This window comes from Pseudomonas sp. Ors-4-3C (assembly GCF_055755035.1).
Map to the genome: position 1 here is coordinate 1635330 of NZ_CM146900.1, position 19505 is coordinate 1654834.

The 19505-nt window shown below is 60.4% G+C and carries 25 protein-coding genes and 1 pseudogene; 12 read left to right on the forward strand and 14 right to left on the reverse strand.

Annotation, left to right across the window (positions count from 1 at the left end):
• Positions 1–92: 92 nt before the first annotated feature.
• The 6 genes from ACVHNU_RS07345 to tusD all read right to left on the reverse strand — a co-directional run bounded on the left by ACVHNU_RS07345 (position 93) and on the right by tusD (position 3559).
• The gene (locus ACVHNU_RS07345) at positions 93–1094 is read right to left on the reverse strand and encodes a glutathione S-transferase family protein (RefSeq protein WP_473019324.1); all 1002 of its coding nucleotides are present in this window, start codon (positions 1092–1094) and stop codon (positions 93–95) included.
• A gap of 91 nt (positions 1095–1185) precedes the next feature.
• Entirely contained in the window at positions 1186–2187 is a 1002-nt protein-coding gene (locus tag ACVHNU_RS07350) for a glycosyl transferase family protein (protein WP_473019325.1), read from the reverse strand.
• Positions 2184–2519: a TusE/DsrC/DsvC family sulfur relay protein gene (locus tag ACVHNU_RS07355; RefSeq protein WP_003223861.1), complete on the reverse strand. Its 336-nt coding sequence runs from the start codon at positions 2517–2519 to the stop codon at positions 2184–2186. The genes ACVHNU_RS07350 and ACVHNU_RS07355 overlap by 4 nt, the downstream gene beginning before the upstream one ends.
• Positions 2516–2809 carry a sulfurtransferase complex subunit TusB gene (tusB, locus tag ACVHNU_RS07360; protein ID WP_103486095.1) on the reverse strand — a complete coding sequence of 98 codons (294 nt, stop codon included), beginning with the start codon at positions 2807–2809 and terminating at the stop codon, positions 2516–2518. The genes ACVHNU_RS07355 and tusB overlap by 4 nt, the downstream gene beginning before the upstream one ends.
• The gene (gene tusC, locus ACVHNU_RS07365) at positions 2809–3165 is read right to left on the reverse strand and encodes a sulfurtransferase complex subunit TusC (protein WP_103521193.1); all 357 of its coding nucleotides are present in this window, start codon (positions 3163–3165) and stop codon (positions 2809–2811) included. The genes tusB and tusC overlap by 1 nt, the downstream gene beginning before the upstream one ends.
• A 1-nt stretch (position 3166) precedes the next feature.
• Entirely contained in the window at positions 3167–3559 is a 393-nt protein-coding gene (gene tusD, locus ACVHNU_RS07370) for a sulfurtransferase complex subunit TusD (RefSeq protein ID WP_473019326.1), read from the reverse strand.
• Between tusD and ACVHNU_RS07375 the strand changes: the two genes are divergently transcribed.
• Entirely contained in the window at positions 3558–3692 is a 135-nt protein-coding gene (locus ACVHNU_RS07375; RefSeq protein ID WP_473019327.1) for a hypothetical protein, read from the forward strand. The two genes, tusD and ACVHNU_RS07375, sit on opposite strands and share 2 nt — an antisense overlap.
• 47 nt (positions 3693–3739) lie before the next feature.
• Here the strand turns inward: ACVHNU_RS07375 and ACVHNU_RS07380 are convergent, their stop codons facing one another.
• Together ACVHNU_RS07380 and ACVHNU_RS07385 are read right to left on the reverse strand one after the other, a co-directional pair.
• Complete coding sequence (locus ACVHNU_RS07380) at positions 3740–4444, reverse strand: YoaK family protein (protein WP_027614683.1); 705 nt, start codon at positions 4442–4444, stop codon at positions 3740–3742.
• Positions 4445–4469: 25 nt separating this feature from the next.
• Positions 4470–4799, reverse strand: a complete 330-nt coding sequence (locus tag ACVHNU_RS07385) for a DUF6388 family protein (protein ID WP_003223867.1) — start codon at positions 4797–4799, stop codon at positions 4470–4472.
• Between the two features lie 134 nt (positions 4800–4933).
• Between ACVHNU_RS07385 and ACVHNU_RS07390 the strand changes: the two genes are divergently transcribed.
• Positions 4934–5284, forward strand: coding sequence for a hypothetical protein (locus tag ACVHNU_RS07390; protein ID WP_103486093.1), 351 nt, complete (start codon positions 4934–4936; stop codon positions 5282–5284).
• Positions 5285–5386: 102 nt separating this feature from the next.
• On the opposite strand, the gene ACVHNU_RS07395 is transcribed toward ACVHNU_RS07390, so the two are convergent.
• Positions 5387–5812, reverse strand: coding sequence for a GNAT family N-acetyltransferase (locus ACVHNU_RS07395; protein ID WP_003223869.1), 426 nt, complete (start codon positions 5810–5812; stop codon positions 5387–5389).
• Between the two features lie 149 nt (positions 5813–5961).
• Here ACVHNU_RS07395 and ACVHNU_RS07400 point away from each other — a divergent pair, with 149 nt between their 5' ends.
• The 4 genes and pseudogenes from ACVHNU_RS07400 (at position 5962) to ACVHNU_RS07415 (ending at position 9043) form a co-directional block, all read left to right on the forward strand.
• Entirely contained in the window at positions 5962–6399 is a 438-nt protein-coding gene (locus ACVHNU_RS07400) for a hemerythrin domain-containing protein (RefSeq protein WP_003223870.1), read from the forward strand.
• A gap of 222 nt (positions 6400–6621) precedes the next feature.
• Positions 6622–7257 (forward strand): lytic polysaccharide monooxygenase auxiliary activity family 9 protein, encoded by a 636-nt coding sequence (locus ACVHNU_RS07405; protein ID WP_003223871.1) that lies wholly within the window; start codon positions 6622–6624, stop codon positions 7255–7257.
• Positions 7258–7297: 40 nt separating this feature from the next.
• A pseudogene (locus ACVHNU_RS07410) lies at positions 7298–8299 on the forward strand (chitinase); the annotation flags it as partial.
• A gap of 153 nt (positions 8300–8452) precedes the next feature.
• On the forward strand, positions 8453–9043 hold the full coding sequence (locus ACVHNU_RS07415) for an NUDIX domain-containing protein (RefSeq protein ID WP_103521197.1): 591 nt from the start codon (positions 8453–8455) through the stop codon (positions 9041–9043).
• A 126-nt stretch (positions 9044–9169) separates the two neighbouring features.
• On the opposite strand, the gene ACVHNU_RS07420 is transcribed toward ACVHNU_RS07415, so the two are convergent.
• Positions 9170–9685, reverse strand: coding sequence for a methylated-DNA--[protein]-cysteine S-methyltransferase (locus ACVHNU_RS07420; RefSeq protein WP_103521198.1), 516 nt, complete (start codon positions 9683–9685; stop codon positions 9170–9172).
• Between the two features lie 150 nt (positions 9686–9835).
• Between ACVHNU_RS07420 and ggt the strand changes: the two genes are divergently transcribed.
• Both ggt and ACVHNU_RS07430 read left to right on the forward strand, forming a co-directional pair.
• Positions 9836–11563 carry a gamma-glutamyltransferase gene (ggt, locus tag ACVHNU_RS07425; protein ID WP_201138119.1) on the forward strand — a complete coding sequence of 576 codons (1728 nt, stop codon included), beginning with the start codon at positions 9836–9838 and terminating at the stop codon, positions 11561–11563.
• A gap of 66 nt (positions 11564–11629) precedes the next feature.
• On the forward strand, positions 11630–12163 hold the full coding sequence (locus tag ACVHNU_RS07430; RefSeq protein ID WP_473019328.1) for a cysteine hydrolase family protein: 534 nt from the start codon (positions 11630–11632) through the stop codon (positions 12161–12163).
• A 198-nt stretch (positions 12164–12361) separates the two neighbouring features.
• Here the strand turns inward: ACVHNU_RS07430 and ACVHNU_RS07435 are convergent, their stop codons facing one another.
• A complete protein-coding gene (locus tag ACVHNU_RS07435) occupies positions 12362–13003 on the reverse strand; it encodes a TetR/AcrR family transcriptional regulator (RefSeq protein ID WP_045122389.1) in 642 nt (213 codons plus the stop codon).
• A gap of 141 nt (positions 13004–13144) precedes the next feature.
• Here ACVHNU_RS07435 and ACVHNU_RS07440 point away from each other — a divergent pair, with 141 nt between their 5' ends.
• Together ACVHNU_RS07440 and ACVHNU_RS07445 are read left to right on the forward strand one after the other, a co-directional pair.
• On the forward strand, positions 13145–13603 hold the full coding sequence (locus ACVHNU_RS07440; RefSeq protein ID WP_400506909.1) for a GNAT family N-acetyltransferase: 459 nt from the start codon (positions 13145–13147) through the stop codon (positions 13601–13603).
• A 128-nt stretch (positions 13604–13731) separates the two neighbouring features.
• Positions 13732–14367: a hypothetical protein gene (locus ACVHNU_RS07445; RefSeq protein ID WP_003223880.1), complete on the forward strand. Its 636-nt coding sequence runs from the start codon at positions 13732–13734 to the stop codon at positions 14365–14367.
• Positions 14368–14407: 40 nt separating this feature from the next.
• Here the strand turns inward: ACVHNU_RS07445 and ACVHNU_RS07450 are convergent, their stop codons facing one another.
• Both ACVHNU_RS07450 and ACVHNU_RS07455 read right to left on the reverse strand, forming a co-directional pair.
• Positions 14408–14953 (reverse strand): hypothetical protein, encoded by a 546-nt coding sequence (locus ACVHNU_RS07450; protein WP_003223882.1) that lies wholly within the window; start codon positions 14951–14953, stop codon positions 14408–14410.
• An 83-nt stretch (positions 14954–15036) separates the two neighbouring features.
• Positions 15037–15327, reverse strand: coding sequence for a DUF7693 family protein (locus tag ACVHNU_RS07455; RefSeq protein WP_226501621.1), 291 nt, complete (start codon positions 15325–15327; stop codon positions 15037–15039).
• A 162-nt stretch (positions 15328–15489) separates the two neighbouring features.
• Here ACVHNU_RS07455 and ACVHNU_RS07460 point away from each other — a divergent pair, with 162 nt between their 5' ends.
• Positions 15490–16935 (forward strand): SulP family inorganic anion transporter, encoded by a 1446-nt coding sequence (locus tag ACVHNU_RS07460; RefSeq protein ID WP_473019329.1) that lies wholly within the window; start codon positions 15490–15492, stop codon positions 16933–16935.
• 114 nt (positions 16936–17049) lie between these two features.
• Here ACVHNU_RS07460 and ACVHNU_RS07465 read toward each other — a convergent pair whose 3' ends face one another.
• Positions 17050–17943: a DMT family transporter gene (locus ACVHNU_RS07465; RefSeq protein ID WP_473019330.1), complete on the reverse strand. Its 894-nt coding sequence runs from the start codon at positions 17941–17943 to the stop codon at positions 17050–17052.
• A gap of 91 nt (positions 17944–18034) precedes the next feature.
• On the opposite strand from ACVHNU_RS07465, the gene ACVHNU_RS07470 reads away from it, so the two are divergent.
• Complete coding sequence (locus ACVHNU_RS07470; RefSeq protein ID WP_473019331.1) at positions 18035–19366, forward strand: aminotransferase-like domain-containing protein; 1332 nt, start codon at positions 18035–18037, stop codon at positions 19364–19366.
• Positions 19367–19505 lie beyond the last annotated feature (139 nt).

Genomic DNA, 19505 nt, shown 5'->3' on the forward strand with positions numbered 1-19505 from the left:
CAAGCCCGCTCCCACATTGGATCTGTGTCATGCACAAATCACCTGTGGGAGCGGGCTTGCTCGCGAAGAGGCCCTCAAAAACACCGAATCAATTAACCCCGCCGCCAAACTCCTTTCCCGCTCAGCCGCTCCCGATCATGAGCGATGGTGAAATCCTGCTTCGGCCCCTTGGGCACAATCCCCGTCGGATTAATGGTCTTGTGGCTACCGTAGTAGTGATTTTTGATGTGCTGAAAATCCACCGTCTCGCCAATCCCCGGCCACTGATACAGCTCACGCAGCCAGTTCGACAGGTTCGGATAATCAGCAATCCGCCGCAGATTGCACTTGAAGTGTCCGTGGTACACCGCATCGAAGCGAATCATCGTGGTGAACAGTCGCACATCGGCCTCGGTCAGGTATTCACCCGTCAGATAGCGATTGGCGCCCAGCACCCGTTCCAAGTGATCCAGCTCGGCAAACACCTCATCGAACGCCTCTTCATAAGCCTGTTGCGAGGTGGCGAACCCAGCGCGATACACGCCGTTGTTGACTGCGGGATAAATCCGTTCATTCAGTGCATCGATCTCGCCGCGTAACGGCGCCGGGTAGAAGTCCAGCTCGTTACCGGTCAGGTCATCGAAGGCGCTGTTGAACATGCGGATGATTTCCGCCGATTCATTGCTGACGATGCGCTTGAGTTTTTTGTCCCACAGCACCGGCACGGTGACGCGGCCGGTGTAGTCGGGCGTGTCGGCGGTGTAGCGCTGGTGCATGAAATCGAAGTGATCGAGCTTGTCGCCAGTCGAGCCGTGGGCCTTGTCGAAGGTCCAGCCGTTTTCCAGCATCAGCCAACTGACCACGGAGACGTCGATCAGATTTTCCAGGCCTTTGAGCTTGCGCAGGATCAGCGTGCGGTGTGCCCAGGGGCAGGCGAGGGAAACGTAAAGGTGATAGCGCCCGGCTTCGGCGGCGAAACCGCCTTCACCGCTCGGCCCTGGCTGGCCGTCAGTGGTGACCCAGTGACGGCGCTGCGCCTGTTCGCGCTGGAACGCGCCGTCCTTGCTGCTTTCGTACCACTTGTCCTGCCAGTGGCCGTCGACGAGTAAACCCATAATCAAGACTCCTGAATCCAATAAGCGTTGGAGCCGAGTCTATTCCGATGAGTTCGAACAAAAAGCGCAAAGATCGGGCGTCGATGATCGGTTAAATCGATTTGTTACGCGCAGCCCAGTATTGCTCGGCGGTTTCGAACGCTTGCTCGCGACTTTGACCGAGACCGCGCAGGGCCAAGGCCATGGTCGAGATCAGCGCCATCTGCGGATAGCTGTCGACCACCTCGCCGCGCCAAACCGCTTTCAAATGCTCGACATCCAGCGAGGCCGGTTTGACGTGGCGCTGGCTCGACAGTTGCGGCCATTCCTCGTCCCAGCTCTCGCCGCCTGTGGTGCCATAGAGGTGGCTGTCGGCATCCGGGTTGATCTCGATTTCACCGCCATCGCCCTTGATCACGATCGCCGTGTCGCCGAGCAGACCGCTGGCCTCGCGATGCACCGCTTGATAGCCCGGGTGGAAAATGCTTTGCAGGCCACAACGCGCGTGCAGCGGATTGAGAATCCGTGCCAGCGAATGGATCGGCGAACGCAGGCCCATGGTGTTGCGCAGGTCGATCATCTTCTGCAACTGCGGCGCCCAGTCCATCAGCGGCATGAACGCCAGACCACCTTTGTCCAACGCGCTGCCGACCTGCTGCCAGGTGCGGCACAGCGGAATGTTCAACTCGCCAAGCAGTTGTTCGGTGTACAGACGCCCGGCGGTATGCGCGCCGCCGCCGTGCATGAAAATCCGCACGCCATTTTGCGCCAGGCACTTGGCCGACAGCAGATACCACGGCAGATGGCGTTTCTTGCCGGCGTAGGTCGGCCAGTCCAGATCGACGTTGAGCGCCGGCGCCTGCAAGCGCTCGCGGAGGGCTTCGGTGAAGCCGGCCATTTCCTCGGCGCTTTCTTCCTTGTGCCGCAGCAGCATCAGAAAGGCCCCGAGCTGGGTGTCTTCGACTTTATCGTCGAGCACCATGCCCATGGCTTCCCGCGCTTCCTCGCGGGTCAGGTCGCGGGCACCGCGCTTGCCCTTGCCGAGGATCCGCACGAATTGCGCGAACGGGTGTTCGGCGGGCGTTTCGAGGGTCAGCGCTGGAAAGTCGGTCATAAGCAATTCGTCGGTTTGGGCAGGCCCGCCAGTTTCGCGGCGAGTTTGGCAGGGGTGCCTTTGAACAATCGGTTCAGGTGCAGGCTGTTGCCTTTGTCCGGGCCGAGTTTGAGTGCGGTGTACTTGATCAACGGGCGGGTGGCCGGCGACAGCTGGAATTCTGCGTAGAAACTGCGCAGCAGTTCGAGGACTTCCCAGTGTTCCGCAGTCAGTTCGATGTCTTCAGCGGCGGCGAGGGCGCTGGCGACGTCATGGGACCAGTCGTCGAGGTCGACCAGAAAGCCGTCCTTGTCCAGTTCGATGGCGCGGGCGCCGACAGTCATGGAGTTCATAGCCAGCTGTTGACCTTGTCGTGGTGGATCGACAGTTCGACGAAGGCCGGGTAATCGATGGCTTCGGCCCAGTCGGGAACAACGATGGCACGCGCCTGCAGGTCTTCGGCAAGGGCGAACAGCTTGACCCGGCGCTCGTTCAGCGTGTTGAACGGCGCGGTGCCCGGTTGCAGGGCGTAAACGGCATCGCCGGATAACAGCAAGGCGTCGGCAGCGCCGATCACGCGCAGGCAACTGCTCAGGCGATCGTCGCCGAACGGGGAATGAGACAACACATGCAAAGTCGACATCAGAGGGTGATCACCTGGTCGTAGCGGTCAATGAGGGCGGTGATTTCGCTGGCACCGAGCGGCTGCGCTTCGTCCAGCGACAGACTGCTCAGGCCACGATGGCTGGCGCTGTCAGCGCAGTAGAACAGTTCTTCAACGCCGAACATCGGCAGCGCCTGCAGGTTGGCGCTGAGGTCTTTCTGTTGCAGGGCCTTGGCGTTCTGTCCAGCGGCCAGTTGCAGCACGCCGTCGTCGAGAAACAGCAGGCCGATCGGCAGATCGAACGCGCCGCCGGCCAGCACGATGTCCAGCGCTTCGCGGGCGCCGGGGCCGGACCACGGCGACTGGCGGCTGATGATCAACAGCGATTTGGCCATCTCACGCGCCTCCGAAACAGATCAGTCGATCGGCGTCCTGCACCGCATCGTGCAACTGGCCGAGGCCGGACAACTCCCATGGCGCGCTGACCGCGACCGCATCACGCTGGTAGCGTTTGGCTTCTTCGTCATTCAGCACGCCACGGCGCAGGGCGGCGGCGATGCACACCACGCCGTCCAGTTGCTGCTCGCTGATGAACGCGCGCCACTGTTTGGGCAGGTCCAGTTCGTCCTGCGGGGTGACCACCGCGTCCGAGGCGTTGTAGACGCCGTCCTGATAGAAAAACAGCCGGACAATCTCATGCCCGCCGGTCAGCGCAGCCTGCGCAAACAGCAGGGCACGGCGCGAGGAGGGCGCATGGGCGGCGGAAAACAGCGCAATGGCGAACTTCATGACGGACTCGATCAGCAAAACTGCGGCCATGATAAAGCTTTATGACGGCATCCGCGAAACCGAAGTCAGGCGCATGCCCTATGTGGGAGCGGGCTTGCTCGCGAAGGCGTTGGGTCATTCAAAACATCTTTGACTGATGCACCGCTTTCGCGAGCAAGCCCGCTCCTACAGGATCGTATTTCAGCGGGGCATATAGCCCAGTTGCCAACGCCGCGGAATGCTCAGGGACAGCACGCCCAGCACAGCAGCCAGCAAGCCACTGGCGAACAATGCCCGAAGCCCGAAATGATGTTCCAGCACCGCGCCGAGAATCGCGCCGATGAACATCCCGCTCCATGGCACCAGTTGTACCCGCCAGCCGTTACGGCGTTCGCCGAGCATCCAGCGCCCCAGTCCACGGCCGAACCGTGACAACGCTCCGGTCACGTAGGTCAGACCCACCGGCAGACCGTTCACTTCCTCGACCGCCGCGTTGAGCATGCCCATCGCGATGATCGCCGCCAGCAGCGCCGGCAGTTGCGTGTCATACGGCCAGGCAGCCGCCAGGCAGAGCAAGGTGGCGATGCACAGCAACAAGGGCAATGTGCGCCGACCACCGAGGCGCCCGATCACGATCCCCAAGGCATTACCGATCACGAAGGTGACGACGAGGATGATCAGACGCAACGTCAGTCCGAGATCGCCGTCACTGATCGCCACCGCCAGGCGCGTGGTGTTGCCGCTCATGAACGAAACAAAATCGCCGCTGGCCATGAAGCCGATCGCGTCGGTCATGCCCGCCAGCACCGACAGACTGGCCACCAGTGCCAGACCGATACGGCCACGCCACTTCTGCCGGTGCAGATGTCCGGACGTGGCGCGGTGAGTCGAGGTCGAAGGCAGCATCGGCGGCGATATCCTTGAGCGGCGGTTAAGGTTCTAACCCATACAGGTCGCAATAATCCGGCCAGCTCATGTTTGCCATTTCCGCCACCTCGCGGTGCACCTCCATGCGCTGGGCCTGATAGTCCTCGGGCGTTGCCGCCGTCAGGAGCAAGGTCAGTTCCCAGGCGAACAGGCCTTGATCCTCCGCCTCGGCCTCGAAGGCTTCGTGCAGGCGTTCTTCACGATACTGCGCCGGGGTTTCGCCCTTGGCCTGGGCCAGCAGCGGATTGAGATGATCGAGGGTTTCGCGCAGGTCGGGGCGCGCGTCTAGAAACAGTTTCAGGGCTTGTTCATGTCGCTGGTCGGTGGGCGCCATGTGTGTTCCTTGTGAGGCTGATGACCCTAGGGTGCCGGAGCGGCCGATGCGTGTCGCGCTATAAATGCAGTAAAGCAGAACGATTTTGCCTGTTGCGGTGATACAGTCCGCTTTTTTCTGAATGAGCGAATGCAATGCGAATTCTGATGGTAGCGCTGGCCGCGACCGTGCTGGCTGGCTGCGCGGGTTCGGTGATGGATGATTCTCGTACCAAAGCCCCTTACAAGGTTCTGACCTCGGACAAGCCCGAGCAAGTCGTGGCCCAGTGCGTGCAATTCGCCTGGCAGGACGAGGCGGTGTTTGGCGTGGACGCCGGAGCGTATCTGCAACCGGGCAAGAAGGGTGGTTCGACGGTGTATACGCGTTCGGCGGAGTCGTTTGTCGACGTGACCAGCGATGCGTCGGGGACCGTGCTCAATTATTACGTGCAGAAGGATGATTTTGTCGCCAAGCGCCGGTTGGCGGGGTTGGCGACCTGTCTTTGATCTTGCGTTGAGGCGGCTGCCGCCATCGCGAGCAGGCTCGCTCCCACTTTTGAAATGCATTCCATTGTGGGAGCGAGCCTGCTCGCGAAGGGCCCTTGAGGTTCAACCCTTCAAGCGCTTCTGGAAATAATGCCGACTATGCCCCGGCGGGTAGTCGACGATCTCGCCAAACTGGCTGAATCCCAGCTTCTTGTAAAACTCCGGCGCCTGAAAATCGAAGGTGTCCAGCCAGATGCCCAGGCAGTTCTTCTCTCGGGCCAGATTTTCCGCCATGGCCATCAGTTCCGAGCCGATGCGTTGTCCGCGGCCTTGTTCCGGGACGCACAGCAACTCAATGTACATCCAGGTAAAAATCACCCGGCCATACAAACCGCCGAGAATCGCGTCGTGTTCATCGCGCACCAGCAGGGCGAAGGGTTCTGACACGGAACCACCGGTCTGGGCGTCGTTATACGCAATCAAAGGCTCGAGAATGGCCTTGCGTTGTTCTTCCGTGGGGTTCTGCGACAGCTCGATTCGTAACGTCATGCGCAACTTCCTTGTGAGGTGAATCCGCAGCCTATCCTGCCGGGGGGGCGTCCTCCAAGTCCTTCCTCAAGCCTTTGGAACCGTCGCTGAGACGTCGGGGTCTAGGTTTTACAGCGTCATTTCCGAACGCGACTGATGAGGATCACCCCATGAATATTTTCGAAGCCCTTCGCGAAAGCCATGACCGCCAGCGCAGCTACGCCAAAGCCCTGGTCGAAACCAGCGGTGATACTCCGGAGCGGGTTGAGGCCTACAAGCAGCTCAAGGCTGAACTGCAGGCCCATGAAACCGCCGAAGAACGCCACTTCTACATCCCGCTGATGGAATTCGACAACGGTGTCGACCTCAGTCGCCATGCCATCTCCGAGCACCACGAAATGGACGAGATGATGGAAGAGCTAGACGAGACCGAGATGTCCAGTCCGGCGTGGCTGGCGACCGCCAAAAAGCTCTCGGACAAGGTTCATCACCATCTCAAGGAAGAGGAACAGAAGTTCTTCCAGATGGCTGGCAAGTTGCTTGACGACAAGCAAAAAGAACAGCTCGCCGGGCAGTACGAAAAGGAATACCAGGCACAACTGGAGTGAGTGGTGAATGCAGGTTTTTGCTGCGTCGGCGTGTAGGCCTTTAGCCATGCGTCAGGTGGGTGTTGTCGCAATTGACTGGATATCCATCCAGTATTTTCGGTGTTTTCAATGCGGGCGGTCGATTGCCTGCGACAAAACCGCCGATGGACAAAAAAACCACCTCCGTTAGCTTGAAGGCCTCTCCTCGGACAGGAGAGTTCTTAAATCAACGGAGTGAAAAACATGAATCAACCACAAGCTCAAACCCAACTGCGACACGGTCGCGTCACCTCTCCAGCCAGCCGCGGTGCGGTAGCCATCGAGCAAGGATTGCTCGGTGCCTGGCAGGTCAACGAAATGGAAGGCGGCAAGAACTTCCCGGCGCTCGTGGCAGGGCCTTTTCCTGCTCCCTATGGCAGCGACAGTGACAGCGTCACACCGCCCGCCGATGGTTACATTCTCAGCGGCGGCAAGACCGATGCCCGTGACTGCGTAAACTTCACCGACGAGGAAATGAGCAAGAAGCTCAATCGTCCGTTCAACTGGCCGCTGCTCAGCGTTACCCCGGGCCAGACACTGGAAGTGAAGTGGGAATACACCGCGCCGCACACCACCCGTGGCTATCGCTGGATGATCACCAAGGATGGCTGGGATCCGAAACAGCGGATTTCCCGTGCACAGCTCGAGGCGCAGCCTTTCGCCGAAGACTTCTACACTCAAGTGCCGTATTACAGCTATCCGGGGGAATTGAAGGCCAAGGTCAATCATTCGGTGAAATTGCCGGCCAATAAAAAGGGTCGTCACGTCATCGTGTTGATGTGGATCGTCGCCAACACCGGCAACGCGTTCTATCAGGCGTTCGACGTCGACTTCAAATAACGGCGTTACGCTCAACCCACAGGTTCTGAAGGATTAGAACATGTCAAATATCGACTTCACGCTAGTGCAAAACCAGGCGGCCGACGCGGCCTCGCTGATGCCGAGCATCGCCGGCAAAAAAATACTCATGGGCTTCTGGCACAACTGGCCAGCGGGTCCGAGTGACGGCTATCGCCAGGGCCGATTCGCCGAGATCGCTCTGGAAGCCGTGCCCAAGGAGTACAACGTGGTCGCGGTGGCGTTCATGAAGGGCAGCGGGATTCCGACCTTCAAGCCGTACAACGTGTCCGATGCCGAGTTCCGGCGTCAGGTCGGCGTACTCAACAGCCAGGGGCGGGCGGTGCTGCTGTCCCTGGGGGGCGCCGATGCACACATCGAGTTGCGCAGCGGGCAGGAACAACCGCTGGCCAATGAAATCATCCGTCTGGTGGAAACCTACGGCTTCGATGGGCTGGACATCGATCTTGAACAGAGCGCGATTGATTTCGCTGCCAACAAGACCGTGCTGCCAGCCGCGCTGAAACTGGTCAAGGATCACTACGCAGGCCAGGGCAAGCACTTCATCATCAGCATGGCCCCGGAGTTTCCGTACCTGACCACCAACGGCAAATACGTTGGTTACCTGCAGGCACTCGAAGGCTATTACGACTTCATCGCCCCGCAGTTCTACAACCAGGGCGGCGACGGAGTCTGGGTGCCGGAAGCCAATAACGGCAATGGCGCGTGGATCGCGCAGAACAACGATGCGCTGAAAGAGGACTTCCTCTATTACCTGACCGAAAGTCTGGTGACCGGAACCCGCGGTTTCACCAAAATCCCGGCGGACAAATTCGTCATCGGCCTGCCGGCCAACGTCGATGCGGCCGCCACCGGTTATGTGATCGACAGCACCGCAGTGGGCAATGCGCTCAAGCGTCTGGCGATCAAAGGACTGCCGATCAAAGGGCTGATGACCTGGTCGGTGAACTGGGATAACGGTGTCAGCAAGGATCGCGTGCCGTACAACTGGGAGTTCAGCCGGCGTTATGGGCCGCTGATTCACGGCGTCCGCACAGCAGTGCAGGAAACGGATGAAGCGTTATCGCGCCTCGCCCGTTAATCGTAAATAAAGAAGCCCGGTAGCGCTGCCGGGCTTTTTTTGTGGGCGCGATTAATCGACTATGGACGTTTTCCGATGGCACAAGGATCTGGCGTCATGATCAAGACAGCCGAGCGGGTCAACATTGTCGACACCGAGGTGTTGTCCCACGACTGGTACCTGTTGCAGAAAATCACCTTTGACTATCTGCGCAATAACGGCGACTGGCAGCGGCAGACGCGCGAGGTTTACGACCGTGGCAATGGTGCCGCGATCCTGTTGTTCAACCGCGCACAGCGTACCGTGGTGCTGACCCGCCAATTCCGCTTGCCGGTGTTCGTCAACGGCCACGACGGTTTGTTGATCGAAGTGGCAGCGGGGCTGCTGGAAGGTGCTGCGCCGGAACAGCGAATTCGCGATGAGGCCGAAGAGGAAACCGGCTACCGCGTGCATGACGTGAAGAAGGTATTCGAGGCTTACATGAGCCCTGGCTCGGTGACCGAAAAGCTGCACTTCTTTATTGCCGAGTACGACGCGAAGTCGAAGGTCAGCGAGGGTGGCGGACTGGAAGAGGAAACCGAAGAACTGGAAGTGCTGGAGTGGGGTTTCGACGAAGCACTGGCGGCGTTCCAGCGCGGCGAAATCTGCGACGCCAAGACCATCATGCTGTTGCAGTATGCGGCGATGAATAATCTGTTCAACACCTGATTCAGCGCCAATCCATTGTGGCGAGGGAGCTTGCTCCCGCAGGGCTGCGCAGCGGTCCCAGGTTTTTGCCAGTGCTGCGCACCGGAGCGGGAGCAAGCTCCCTCGCCACGCAATGGCATTTACAGGTTAAAACAGGTCGCCTGTTCTACCGACATCAGACCAGGCACCTCCCTCCAGCGTCAGCAATCTTTCCTTGGCTTCAAGCCCACCCGCAAACCCGGTCAACTTCCCCGACGCGCCAATCACCCGATGACACGGCGCCACGATCGAAATCGGATTGCGCCCATTCGCCGCTCCCACCGCGCGCACGGCGCTTGGGTTACCGATCTGCTCGGCGATCTGGCTGTAGGTGCGGGTTTCGCCAAATGGAATCGTCAGCAGCGCCGCCCAGACCTTTTTCTGAAAATCGGTGCCGACAAAATCCAGTTCCAGGTCGAAGCGATCACGCTTGCCGGCAAAATATTCTTCAAGCTGCTGTGCGGTTCGCTGCAGCAGCGGATTGTCCGGCGCTTCGCTCATCGGACCGAGGCGCACCCGGCCCGGTTTGTCGTTTTCCCAGAGGATGGCCGCCAGTCGCGAGCCGTTCGCAACCAGCTTCAATTCGCCGACCGGTGAGGGCAGGGTGATGAACGTGTAGGGCATGGGCAAAACTCCGGATCGGCGCGGCAACGGCGCCCAGCATACTGCCTGAACGGGGAGGCGCAAATCGCAATAGCGACCATACTGCTTGTTGCCTTTAAAGCGTTCCCCCCTGTTCTGCACACCATCCAATAACAAAAAAGAGATCGACTCATGAAGTACGAACCTTTGGCCAAAACGCTGATTGCGACTTCACTGGCACTGAGCTGCCTCATGGCCCACGCCGCCTCCGTGGCACCGGTTGCCGCCGAGAACGGCATGGTGGTCACCGCCCAGCACCTAGCCTCCCATGTCGGCGTCGATGTGTTGAAAAACGGCGGTAACGCGGTGGATGCGGCGGTTGCTGTGGGCTATGCGCTGGCGGTGGTATATCCCGCGGCAGGCAATCTTGGCGGTGGCGGTTTCATGACCATTCAACTGGCGGACGGGCGCAAGACCTTCCTCGACTTCCGCGAAAAAGCCCCACTGGCGGCGACTGCCAACATGTATCTGGACAAGGACGGCAACGTCGTTCCCGACCTGAGCACCCGTGGTCACCTCGCCGTGGCGGTGCCGGGCACCGTGTCGGGCATGGAGTTGGCGCTGAGCAAGTACGGCACCAAACCGCGCAAGGAAATGATCGCCCCGGCGATCAAACTGGCTGAAGACGGCTTCGAGCTGGAGCAGGGCGACGTTGATCTGCTGGACTACGCCACCGATGTGTTCAAAAAGGACATGCGTGATTCCGGCTCGATCTTCCTCCACAACGGCGAGCCGATGCAGGTCGGGCAGAAACTGGTGCAGAAGGATCTGGCGAAAACCCTGCGCACCATTTCCGAAAAAGGTGCTGACGGCTTCTATAAAGGCTGGGTGGCCGACGCCATCGTCACGTCCAGTCAGGCCAACAAGGGCATCATCACCCAGGCCGACCTCGACAAGTACAAGACCCGCGAGCTGGCGCCGGTTGAGTGCGATTACCGTGGTTACCACGTGGTCTCGGCGCCACCACCAAGCTCCGGCGGCGTGGTGATCTGTGAGATCATGAACATTCTTGAAGGCTATCCGATGAAGGATCTGGGCTTCCATTCGGCCCAGGGCATGCACTACCAGATCGAAGCGATGCGTCACGCCTATGTCGATCGCAACAGCTATCTGGGTGACCCGGATTTTGTGAAGAATCCGATCGAGCATCTGCTGGACAAGAACTACGCGACCAAGCTGCGCAACGCGATCCAGCCGCAGAAGGCCGGGATCTCCGCCGAACTGAAACCCGGCGTCGCGCCGCATGAAGGCAACAACACCACGCACTATTCGATCGTCGACAAGTGGGGCAACGCGGTGTCGGTGACTTACACCCTCAACGACTGGTTCGGCGCCGGGGTGATGGCGAGCAAGACCGGGGTGATCCTCAACGACGAAATGGACGACTTCACCTCCAAGGTCGGCGTGCCGAACATGTACGGTCTGGTGCAGGGCGAGGCCAATGCCATCGCTCCGGGCAAAACCCCGCTGTCGTCGATGAGCCCGACCATCGTCACCAAGGACGGCAAAGTGGTGATGGTGGTCGGTACGCCGGGTGGCAGCCGCATTATCACGGCGACCTTGCTGACCATGCTCAATGTCATCGACTACGGCATGGGCCTGCAGGAAGCTGTCGACGCGCCGCGCTTCCACCAGCAATGGATGCCCGAGCAGACCAACCTCGAAGACTACGCCGCCAGTCCCGACACGAAGAAAATCCTCGAAAGCTGGGGCCACAAATTTGCCGGCCCGCAGGATGCCAACCACATCGCCGCGATCCTGGTCGGTGCGCCGTCGCTGGGCGGTAAACCGGTGGGCAACAACCGCTTCTACGGGGCCAACGATCCACGGCGTAATACCGGGTTGTCACTGGGTTACTGAGTGGCGTAAAAAGGGGGCGGATTCAGGTCCGCCCCTGTTTCGAGGATCGATCAAGGAAGACCCATCATGTCTACTGCATTGCTGATCATCGACGTCCAACAGGCTCTCTGCTCGGGCCAATACCAGTGCTTCGACATCCACCGTGTGATCGACACCATCAACCAGCTCAGCACCCGCGCGCGCAAGGCCGGCGTGCCGGTGGTGCTGATTCAGCATGAAGAAAAGGACAGCCCGCTGGCCCTTGGTGCCGCAGGCTGGCAACTCGCCGAAGGCCTGCTGACGGCCGCGCAAGATCTACGCTTACGCAAAACCACCCCGGATTCGTTCTACCAGACCGACCTGGGCAAACTGCTGCCCAGCGAAGACTTCGAGCGCCTGATCATCTGCGGCCTGCAAACCGACTACTGCGTCAACGCCACCGTGCGCAAGGCGCATGAACTGGGCTACGACGTGGTGCTTGCCGCGGACGCTCATTCCACCCTCGACAACGGCAACATGAGCGCCGAAGACATCATCGCCGAACACAACAAGGATTTGGCGCACCTGACCGGTGCCACCGGCCGCATCGATGTCAAACCTGCAGCCGAGATCATTCTCTAAACCAGCGAATACCCCTGTGGGAGCGGGCTTGCTCGCGAAAGCGGTGGGCCTGTGACGCATTTGTGGGCTGATCCGACGCCTTCGCGAGCAAGCCCGCTCCCACATTGATTGATGGTGTTCACAGATTCCGATGTCCAGCACAAATCCCCTGTGGTGAGCGAGCTTGCTCGCGCCAGGCTGCGCAGCAGCCCTAACACCTCAAGTCGCAAACAAAACCCCACGAATCTCCCCAGCCCTCGGTGCCACGACGCCCTCCAGCACCATCCGCGTAATCGTCTCCGCCGCCGTCTGATAATCCTCATCCTGCGGCACGGCGCGCCCGGTGATGCAGCCCATTTGCCAGCCAATGTTGGTGTAGGTGCGGGTCGCCGACCAGATGAACAGCATCAGGTGTTCCGGGTCTACCGGGGCCAGCAGGCCGCGTTCGATCCAGCTGCGCAGGCAGTCGACGTTGCGCCGGGCTTCGGCGTGCAGCAGGTCGCGGCACTCGTCTGGCAGTTGGCGACCGCCGAGTAGCAGTTCGCCGCTGAAGACCTTGGCGATGGCCGGGTGTTCGCGAGCGATGCGGATGCGCGCGGCGACGTAGGCGCGCAGGCCGATCATGGGATCGTCGCTTTCGCGCAGCGCTGCCGAGGCCTCCAGCAGCGGTTCGACAAACCCCAACAGGACCTTGGAATAGAGGTTTTCCTTGGTCTGGAAGTAGTAATACAGGTTGGCCTTGGGCACGCCGGCACGGGCGGCGATGTCGCGGGTCTGGGTGGCGTCGAAGCCGTTGGCGGCAAACTCTTCGCTGGCGGCGGCGAGGATCAATTGCTCGTTGCGTACGCGAATGGCGCTCATGGGAACACGGTGTGAATGAATGGCATGGGCGGATACTGGCAAATTCGGTTTCGCAATATACAAAACTATATAGCGGTGAGGCCAGCTAACTCGTTCGAGAGCGCTATGCTGGTTCGATAATCAAAAAACGGGGGACGGAGCATGGCGATCAAGGCACTGCGCGCTACGGCGGCTGATTTGGAGGCGGTGGCAAAACTGTTCGACGCTTATCGCGGTTTCTATCAGCAACCCTCGAACCTGGCGCAATCGCGCGCCTTCATCGCCGAACGCATGGCCGGCAACGAGTCGGCAATTTTCCTCGCGCAGGATGAAAACGCCGAAGCGCTGGGTTTCGTGCAGCTGTATCCGACGTTTTCCTCGATAGATGCCCATCGCACCTGGTTGCTTAGCGATTTGTTCACCGCGCCCGCTGCTCGTGGCCGTGGAGTGGGCAGATTGCTGATGAACACGGCGCGGGACTTTGCGCTGCAGACCGGCGCCAAGGGGCTGGTGCTGGAAACCGCCACCGACAACTTCACTGCACAGGGTTTGTATGAATCGCTAGGGTATGTGCGCGATACCGGTTACTACACCTACGTGCTCGATTTGCGGCAGGGTTGAGCGGGGTTTTTTGTGTAAATTTTCCGATTCAGCCTTTCCTCACGCGACCGCTCTCTCTAGAATCCGCCCCGCCTCCGCAATGGAGGCTCATTGCTATCATTTGGCTCGGTTCATATAGGGAAGACAACATGCAATTCGGGAAAATCGTGGCGCTGGGCCTGGTGCTCACGCTCGGTGGTTGTGCCAGTTTCACCAAAGACGAAGTCGCGCCGGTCAAGCTGCCATCGATGGCCAGCTACGCGAATAAACCGAACGTGTATGTGGACTTCGACTTCTATCAGGGCGAGCCGAAAAGCACTTCGGCCGTAGAAGTGCCGCAAGCGCGAGATCAGCTCAAACCAGAGCTGCAAAAGATTCTGACCGATTCGGGTCTGTTCGGTCGTGTCACCCTGGACGAGTTCCAGAAGCAGCCGGGTGACTACAGCCTGCGTCTGAAAATGTACAACCATCCGCCGAATGCCGGTTCGATGGTGCTGGCCTTCATCAGTGGTTTCAGTCTGATGGTGATCCCGGCGTACGGCACCGATCAGTACACCATGAGCCTCGAAGCCGTCGACGGCACAGGCCAGGCCCTGACCACCGCGAGCAACCATGATGCGGTCGGTACCTGGATCGGTATCTGGTTCATTCCGCTGATGGGCAACACTCCGAAGGCGGCGGTCAACGACACTTTCGCCCGTCAGGTCAACGCGCTGCTCAAGCAGATGATCGACAACAATACCCTGAAATACTCGGCGCTCGAGACCCGCACTCCGCGGGCCTGATGCCAAAAAAAGAGCCGCAATCGCGGCTCTTTTTTTGCCCTTACTTCAGGGCCTGGATGAACTGCGGATCGCTGTACAGTTCCTTCAGCAGATCACGCAGCATCGGGTTATAGGCGTTGACCGCATTCGGAATCGCGATGAAACCGAAGAAGCTGCTGCTCCACTGGCTGCTGACATTTTTGGTAGCGTCGTAAACCACGTTCTGGCCATTGAGCAGGGTGAAGCGTGCCGCGAGTTGGCCTTCGCCCGTGCCCATGCCGGCCGACAGATTGTTCTTCACCACCAGCACTTTCAGCTGACGCTGAGCTTGCGGATCAAGCAGGCCGGCCTTGCGCAGTTCTTCAGTGATCGCGTCCTGGATGTGCGCCGGGATGCTGCCGGACGGCGAGCGCACCGGATTGGCTCGAACTGTCAGCGAACCTTCGCCGGACTCGGCAGTCACCTGTGGATTGCTGACAGCATGCAGGGGCGGAGTCTGCTTGAGCTTTTGAACGTTTTCGAAGCTCGGCTCGTAGCGGGTCATGGTCATGCCACAACCTTGCAGCAGCACTGCCAGCATCGGGATCAACAACAGAGACTTTTTCACGGCGTTTCCTTGCGTGAGGAATAAGGGGTGCGAATTATGGGCAGAGTGCCATCATTGAGCAATCGACTTTGTCCGTGAGGTGTTCAAGGCTTCAACAGATTTTCGATCTGCGCCAGTTCCCAGGTACTGAGCAGATTCACCGGGTCGGTGCCGTAACGGCTATTGAAATGCCATTCACGGCCATCCGGGCAACGGCAATGTTCACAGTGATGCAAACGCCCACCCTCAACATCCAGCAATAGGCGCCAGCCTTCGATATCGACCGCAACCACTCCGGCAGCACCGGACGCCTCTAATCGGTTGAACATCAGCACACCCAGCGCAGCCTCGCGCAAGCGCTGGCAAACGTCGCGGGCGGTCAGCAATGCAGTCATGGTCATACTCGGCGGAGGCATAAGCGCGTCAGGATAAATCGCACGGCTACACGTGTCAGCGATCACTGGCCCGATCCCGGACAATTCCGTAACATCCGCAACCCTCTTTTACTTCCGCGAACACCCTCGGCCACGCTCTCAGGTCGTTTAGTCAGGTAAGCCATGAAACCACAACGTCTGCGCGCCGATGTCCTGGCCGGACTCACCACCTCGTTTGCCCTGTTGCCCGAATGCATTGCGTTTGCGCTGGTGGCCCACCTCAATCCGCTGATGGGCCTGTACGGCGCCTTCATTATTTGCACGCTGACCGCATTGTTTGGCGGGCGGCCGGGGATGGTCTCCGGGGCGGCAGGCTCGATGGCGGTGGTGATCGTCGCGCTGGTGGTGCAGCACGGCGTGCAATACCTGCTCGCGACGGTGTTGCTCGGCGGTCTGATCATGATGGCGTTCGGGCTGCTGCGCCTGGGCAAACTGGTGCGCATGGTGCCGCACCCGGTGATGCTCGGCTTCGTCAACGGCCTGGCGATCATCATCGCGCTGGCGCAACTGGAGCATTTCAAGAGCGGCGAACACTGGCTCAGCGGCACGCCGCTGTACCTGATGACCGGGCTGGTGCTGCTGACCATGGCCATCGTCTACATCCTGCCGCGCCTGACCCGCGCGGTGCCGCCGGCACTGGTGGCGATTCTCGGTGTGGGCCTGCTGGTCTACCTGTTCGGCCTGCCGACCCGCACCCTCGGCGACATGGCGCACATCGCCGGCGGTCTGCCGAGCTTCGCGCTGCCGGACATCCCGTGGAACCTGGAGACCCTGCGCATCATCGCCCCATACGCGATTCTGATGGCGTTGGTGGGGCTGTTGGAAACCCTGTTGACCCTGAACCTCACCGACGAAATCACCGAAACCCGTGGTTACCCGGATCGCGAATGCGTCGCCCTGGGTGCGGCGAACGTGGTCTCCGGCGCGTTCGGTGGCATGGGTGGTTGCGCGATGATCGGCCAGACCGTGATCAACCTCAGCTCCGGCGGGCGCGGGCGTTTGTCCGGTGTGGTAGCGGGTGTGTTGATTCTGTTGTTTATCCTGTTTCTGTCACCGCTGATCGAGCGCATTCCGCTGGCGGCGCTGGTGGGGGTGATGTTCGTGGTCTCGCAGCAAACCTTCGCCTGGGCGTCGTTGCGGGTATTGAACAAAGTGCCGCTTAACGATGTGCTGGTGATCATCGCCGTGACCACCATCACCGTGTTCACCGATCTGGCCACTGCCGTGCTCTGCGGGATCATCATCGCCGCGCTGAACTTCGCGTGGCAGCAGGCCCGTGAGTTGTACGCCGATGAGCATCTGGAAGCCGACGGCAGCAAACTCTACCGCCTGCACGGCACGCTGTTTTTCGCCTCGACCACGCCGTTCCTCAACCAGTTCGACCCGGCCAATGACCCGGAGCGGGTGACCCTGGATTGCCGGCATTTGAGCTTCGTCGATTATTCGGCGATTGCCGCGTTGAAGACCTTGCGTGAGCGTTACGCCAAGGCCGGGAAGGAATTGCAGGTGTTTCATCTGTCCGAGCGCTGCAAGAAGCTGCTGAAACGCGCCGGCGTCGAACACCACTGATCAAGTGTGGGAGCGGGCTTGCTCGCGAAGGCGGAATGTCAGTTAGAGATGAGGTTGACTGATCCTTTGCTTTCGCGAGCAAGCCCGCTCCCACAGATGAGGTTCCAGACATAGCTACCCGGCGAACTTCTTCGCCCCGGCCACACACAGAATCACCCCCAACGTCACCGCCAGCATCCCCACACTCACCTGTTCATGCAGCAACGTCGCCGCCAGTGCCAGACCGAAAAACGGCTGCAGCAATTGCAGTTGCCCGACCGCTGCGATCCCGCCCTGAGCCAGACCGCGGTACCAGAACACAAAGCCGATCAGCATGCTGAACAGCGCCACATAGGCCAGGCACATCCAGGCCGACAGGCTGATGTGGCTGAACGAGGCGGGCGCCAGGTACAGGCTGAGCAAAGCCATCACTGGCAGTGACAACACCAGCGCCCAGCAAATCACCTGCCAGCCGCCGAGGACTCGCGACAGTTTCGCGCCTTCGGCGTAACCCAGGCCACAGGCCAGAATCGCGGCGAGCATCAGCAGGTCGCCGGTGGGCGAAGCGGTCAGCCCCTGGGACAGAGCAAAGCCGACGACCAACGCGCTGCCCAGAATCGAAAACCCCCAGAACACCGGTCGCGGGCGCTCGCCGCCGCGCAGCACGGCAAAAATCGCCGTCGCCAGTGGCAGCAATCCTACAAACACAATCGAATGCGCCGACGTCACGTGTTGCAGAGCCAATGCTGTCAGGAGTGGAAAACCCAGCACCACACCCAACGCCACAACCAACAACGACCACCACTGATCGCGTGCCGGACGCCGTTCGCGAAACAGCCACAGCAGAACCATCGCCAGCACCCCGGCAATGGCCGCGCGCGCCACGGTGAGAAACACCGGATCGAATTCCAGCACCGCCAGACGCGTGGCCGGTAGTGATCCGCTGAAGATCACCACGCCGATAAAGCCATTGATCCAGCCGCTGGTTTTTTCCAGGGCCGGGTTAACCGGGTTCGAAGTCCGTTCCATAGAAGGTCGCGCTCAAAGGGTGGGGTTGCTTTCGAGCTATCCTGGAGCCGAGAATCAGCACAATCAAATAATTGTCATGGATACATCCGACATGCCGCGCTCGCGCTACAAAACCCTCGTTGACGCCTATGCCGCTGACATTCGCGCGGGGCGTCTGGCGCCCGGAACGCGACTGCCCACCCACCGGGAACTGGCGGCCAACGAAGGCCTGGCACTGGTTACTGCGTCGCGGGTGTACGCCGAGCTTGAGGCGATGGGGCTGGTCAGCGGCGAAACCGGGCGCGGGACGTTTGTGCGCGAAACCTCGTTGTCGCCGGGGCAGGGCATCGACCAGAAAGACGTGGCGGTCGGCATGATCGACCTCAATTTCAACTATCCATCGCTGCCCGGTCAGGCCGATCTGTTGCGCACGGCGTTACGCCAACTGGCCCTGTCTGGTGATCTGGAAGCCTTGCTGCGTTACCAGCCCCACGCCGGGCGCCCGCATGAGCGCGCCTCGATTGCGCGGCATTTGCAGGATCGCGGGGTGCAGGTCGATGCCGGGCAAGTGCTGATCGTCAACGGTGCCCAGCAAGGGTTGGCGGTGACGCTGATGGCGTTGCTCAAGCCCGGCGATGTGATTGCAGCGGATGCGTTGACCTATTCCGGCTTCAAGGTGCTGGCCGAAGCGCTGCATCTGGAAGTGGTGGCGATCCCGCCCGGTGATCACGGGCCGGACTTGGCGGCACTGGAAAAACTTTGTCGAAGCCGCTCGGTGCGGGCCGTGTACAGCATGCCGACGCTGCACAATCCATTGGGTTGGGTGACGCCGATCGAGCAGCGCGAGCAATTGGTCGCGCTCGCCCGACGGCATGATCTGACGCTCATCGAGGACGCGGCCTACGCCTTTCTGGTGGAAAACCCACCGCGTACCCTGGTCGACCTGGCACCGGAGCGCACGGTGTACGTCTCGGGACTCTCGAAGAATATCGCCACAGGCCTGCGCGTCGGTTTCATTGCTGCGCCGCTGCACACGGTGCCGGCGCTGGAGCGGATCATTCGCGCCACCACCTGGAACACCCCCGGTGTGATGACCGCGATGGCTTGCGGCTGGCTCGACGACGGCACCGTCACCCTGCTCGAACAACAAAAACGCGACGACGCCAAGGCCCGGCAAACCCTGGCCGCCGAGTTGCTGCAAGGGCTGACCTGCATCGGCCATCCATCCTCCTATTTCCTGTGGCTGCCACTGCCGGAAGACGTACGCGCCGATCAGATTGTGGTGGAGTTGATGCACCAGCAGATTTCGGTGACCACCGCCGAGCCGTTCGCCGTATCGGCGCATGTGCCGCATGCGATTCGGCTGGCGTTGGGGTCGGTGCCGATGGATGTCCTGCGTCAGGCATTGATCACCGTCAGAAAGGTCATCGGCGCTTACCTGTAAAAAGCACCTGCTGTGAAAAAGCCTGTGGCGAGGGAGCTTGCTCGCGCTGGGTGCGAAGCGCCCCCTACGATGAGCCTGCTGAATAGGCCAGCGGGAGCAAGCTCCCTCGCCACAAAGTGTTAGCCTTGCCTCAACTGCA

Bases quoted from the DNA above. Each gene is read 5' to 3' on its own strand.
- ACVHNU_RS07445 (WP_003223880.1), top strand. From the start codon at position 13,732: ATGCAATTCGGGAAAATCGTGGCGCTGGGCCTGGTGCTCACGCTCGGT.
- tusC (WP_103521193.1), bottom strand. From the start codon at position 3,165: ATGGCCAAATCGCTGTTGATCATCAGCCGCCAGTCGCCGTGGTCCGGC.
- ACVHNU_RS07440 (WP_400506909.1), top strand. From the start codon at position 13,145: ATGGCGATCAAGGCACTGCGCGCTACGGCGGCTGATTTGGAGGCGGTG.
- ACVHNU_RS07430 (WP_473019328.1), top strand. From the start codon at position 11,630: ATGTCTACTGCATTGCTGATCATCGACGTCCAACAGGCTCTCTGCTCG.
- tusB (WP_103486095.1), bottom strand. From the start codon at position 2,809: ATGTCGACTTTGCATGTGTTGTCTCATTCCCCGTTCGGCGACGATCGC.
- ACVHNU_RS07465 (WP_473019330.1), bottom strand. From the start codon at position 17,943: ATGGAACGGACTTCGAACCCGGTTAACCCGGCCCTGGAAAAAACCAGC.
- ACVHNU_RS07380 (WP_027614683.1), bottom strand. From the start codon at position 4,444: ATGCTGCCTTCGACCTCGACTCACCGCGCCACGTCCGGACATCTGCAC.
- ACVHNU_RS07350 (WP_473019325.1), bottom strand. From the start codon at position 2,187: ATGACCGACTTTCCAGCGCTGACCCTCGAAACGCCCGCCGAACACCCG.
- ACVHNU_RS07390 (WP_103486093.1), top strand. From the start codon at position 4,934: ATGCGAATTCTGATGGTAGCGCTGGCCGCGACCGTGCTGGCTGGCTGC.
- ACVHNU_RS07415 (WP_103521197.1), top strand. From the start codon at position 8,453: ATGATCAAGACAGCCGAGCGGGTCAACATTGTCGACACCGAGGTGTTG.
- ACVHNU_RS07375 (WP_473019327.1), top strand. From the start codon at position 3,558: ATGACGGACTCGATCAGCAAAACTGCGGCCATGATAAAGCTTTATGAC.
- ACVHNU_RS07345 (WP_473019324.1), bottom strand. From the start codon at position 1,094: ATGGGTTTACTCGTCGACGGCCACTGGCAGGACAAGTGGTACGAAAGC.
- ACVHNU_RS07470 (WP_473019331.1), top strand. From the start codon at position 18,035: ATGCCGCGCTCGCGCTACAAAACCCTCGTTGACGCCTATGCCGCTGAC.
- ACVHNU_RS07455 (WP_226501621.1), bottom strand. From the start codon at position 15,327: ATGACTGCATTGCTGACCGCCCGCGACGTTTGCCAGCGCTTGCGCGAG.
- ACVHNU_RS07460 (WP_473019329.1), top strand. From the start codon at position 15,490: ATGAAACCACAACGTCTGCGCGCCGATGTCCTGGCCGGACTCACCACC.
- tusD (WP_473019326.1), bottom strand. From the start codon at position 3,559: ATGAAGTTCGCCATTGCGCTGTTTTCCGCCGCCCATGCGCCCTCCTCG.
- ACVHNU_RS07400 (WP_003223870.1), top strand. From the start codon at position 5,962: ATGAATATTTTCGAAGCCCTTCGCGAAAGCCATGACCGCCAGCGCAGC.
- ggt (WP_201138119.1), top strand. From the start codon at position 9,836: ATGAAGTACGAACCTTTGGCCAAAACGCTGATTGCGACTTCACTGGCA.
- ACVHNU_RS07420 (WP_103521198.1), bottom strand. From the start codon at position 9,685: ATGCCCTACACGTTCATCACCCTGCCCTCACCGGTCGGCGAATTGAAG.
- ACVHNU_RS07355 (WP_003223861.1), bottom strand. From the start codon at position 2,519: ATGAACTCCATGACTGTCGGCGCCCGCGCCATCGAACTGGACAAGGAC.
- ACVHNU_RS07435 (WP_045122389.1), bottom strand. From the start codon at position 13,003: ATGAGCGCCATTCGCGTACGCAACGAGCAATTGATCCTCGCCGCCGCC.
- ACVHNU_RS07385 (WP_003223867.1), bottom strand. From the start codon at position 4,799: ATGGCGCCCACCGACCAGCGACATGAACAAGCCCTGAAACTGTTTCTA.
- ACVHNU_RS07405 (WP_003223871.1), top strand. From the start codon at position 6,622: ATGAATCAACCACAAGCTCAAACCCAACTGCGACACGGTCGCGTCACC.
- ACVHNU_RS07395 (WP_003223869.1), bottom strand. From the start codon at position 5,812: ATGACGTTACGAATCGAGCTGTCGCAGAACCCCACGGAAGAACAACGC.